A 2,063-nucleotide genomic window follows, 5' to 3' on the forward strand; every position below is an offset into this window, starting at 1 on the left:
AATGACATCGCTTTAATTGTTAAATCAGTATTCGTCAATAACAATCCGGGATTAGTCACCGCTACCATCGTTGACAATCAGTTAACCCTTGACTACCAAGACAATCAATCTGGGATAGCTAATCTGACAATTCGGGGAACATCCAACGGTAAAACTGTTGATGATACCTTTGCGGTAACTGTCGGTGCAGTCGATAATCCACCAACTGTCCTCAATCCCATTACAGATGTCAATGTTGACGAAGATGCAGCCAATACCGTCATTGATTTAACTAACGTTTTCACTGACATCGACAATGACATCGCTTTAATTGTTAAATCAGTATTCGTCAATAGTAATCCGGGATTAGTCACCGCTACCATCGTTGACAATCAGTTAACCCTTGACTACCAAGACAATCAATCTGGGATAGCTAATCTGACAATTCGGGGAACATCCAACGGTAAAACAGTTGATGATACTTTTCTAATAACAGTTAACCCCGTCAATGATGCACCCACATTACAACAGAAAATAGCCAATCAAACCGCCACCGAAAATCAACCCTTCAGCTTCACCATTCCCGCTAATACCTTCACAGATATTGACGACGATAATCTCACCTACACCCTAGCAACAGAAACAGTCCTCCCCAGTGGCATCACCTTCGATGCCGCCACGGGAACCTTCAGTGGCACTCCCTCCGATACTGCCTCCGGCACCTATAACCTGACAGTAATCGCCAGCGATTCAGCCGGAGAAAAAGCCAACGATAGCTTTAGCCTCAACGTCCTCAACGCCGTCAACGGCGACAGCAGTAATCAAACCGTCAACGGTACTAGCGGCGACGACTACATCAACGCCGGGGCCGGTAACGATACCGTCAACGGCGGTGAAGGCAACGATATTCTCGATGGCGGCACAGGAAATGACCGACTCGCAGGCGGTCCCGGTGACGACACCTACATTGTCGATAGCAGCCGCGACGTAGCCATTGAAAATGCTGGAGAAGGCAAAGATACCGTCAAATCTTCTGTAAATTACACTCTCACCGTCAACATCGAAAATATCACCCTAACAGGTAACGCCAACATCGACGGCACAGGTAACAATCTAGATAATGTCATCACCGGTAACAGTGGCAATAACCTACTCAAGGGATTAGATGGCAACGACACCCTTATCGGTAGTGCCGGTAACGACACCCTGATTGGTGGAAAAGGAAATGACATTCTCACCGGCGGCGATGGCAGCGACTCATTCCTCTTTGGCAGTGGTGCTATCTTTAATACCAGTGATTTTGGAGTTGATAGTATCAATGACTTTATCAAAGGAAGTGACAAAATTATCCTGAGTAAAACCTCCTTCAATGCTCTTGTCAGTACCGTCGGCAATAGCTTACAAACCGCCGAATTTGCCAGCATCAATGATGCTGCTAACGAACTAAATCTAGTTGGTTCCAGTAGTGCTAAAATCGTTTACAATTTAGCAACAGGTAATCTGTTCTACAATCAAAATGGTGCCAGCAATGGCTTAGGCAATGGCGCACTTTTTGCCACCTTCAACGGCATCCCACAGTTAAGTGAGAATGACATTTTAATTCAAGCTTAAGTAAACAGCCAGCGAAATATTCCATCTCGCAATTAACCATATATCAGGAAAATTACTCATGTTTAAACTCCCAACTTTAACCTTAATTACTGTTGCTAGTTTGGTGGCTTCTAATCTTGAAGCCTCCCACGCCGCTGTTGTCAATGGAAGTTTTGAAACTGGTAATTTTTCTGACTGGAATACCAGTGGACAAACGAGCGTTGAAACTTCAAGTTTTGGCGTTACACCGGTTAACGGAAGTTATCAAGCAGTGTTACAAACTTGTGTTTTTGTCGGTGCTTGTGACGACAATCAATCCTTGACTAATGCTAGTAATTTACAATCATTTCTCAGCTTATCGGGTAATCAGTTAAGCAATCTATTTGTTACTGAAGGCTCGGCTATCAAACAGACTATTACTGCTAATACTGGCGATGTTGTAAGCTTTTCTTGGAATTTTCTGACCGATGAAGATGCCACTCATTTAGATTACA

Annotated in this window: 1 protein-coding gene and 1 pseudogene; both read left to right on the forward strand. The window is 44.0% G+C overall.

Translation table 11 applies throughout. The features are described 5' to 3' along the window. The coding region (locus O9300_RS18550; protein ID WP_287973276.1) for a putative Ig domain-containing protein at positions 1-1,590 on the forward strand (1,590 nt) is incomplete at its 5' end. Positions 1,591-1,648: 58 nt separating this feature from the next. Next, a pseudogene (locus tag O9300_RS18555) lies at positions 1,649-2,063 on the forward strand (PEP-CTERM sorting domain-containing protein); the annotation flags it as partial.

The organism is Microcystis sp. LE19-195.1E, from assembly GCF_027532095.1.
In the GTDB taxonomy this organism is placed as follows: Bacteria; Cyanobacteriota; Cyanobacteriia; order Cyanobacteriales; family Microcystaceae; genus Microcystis; species Microcystis aeruginosa.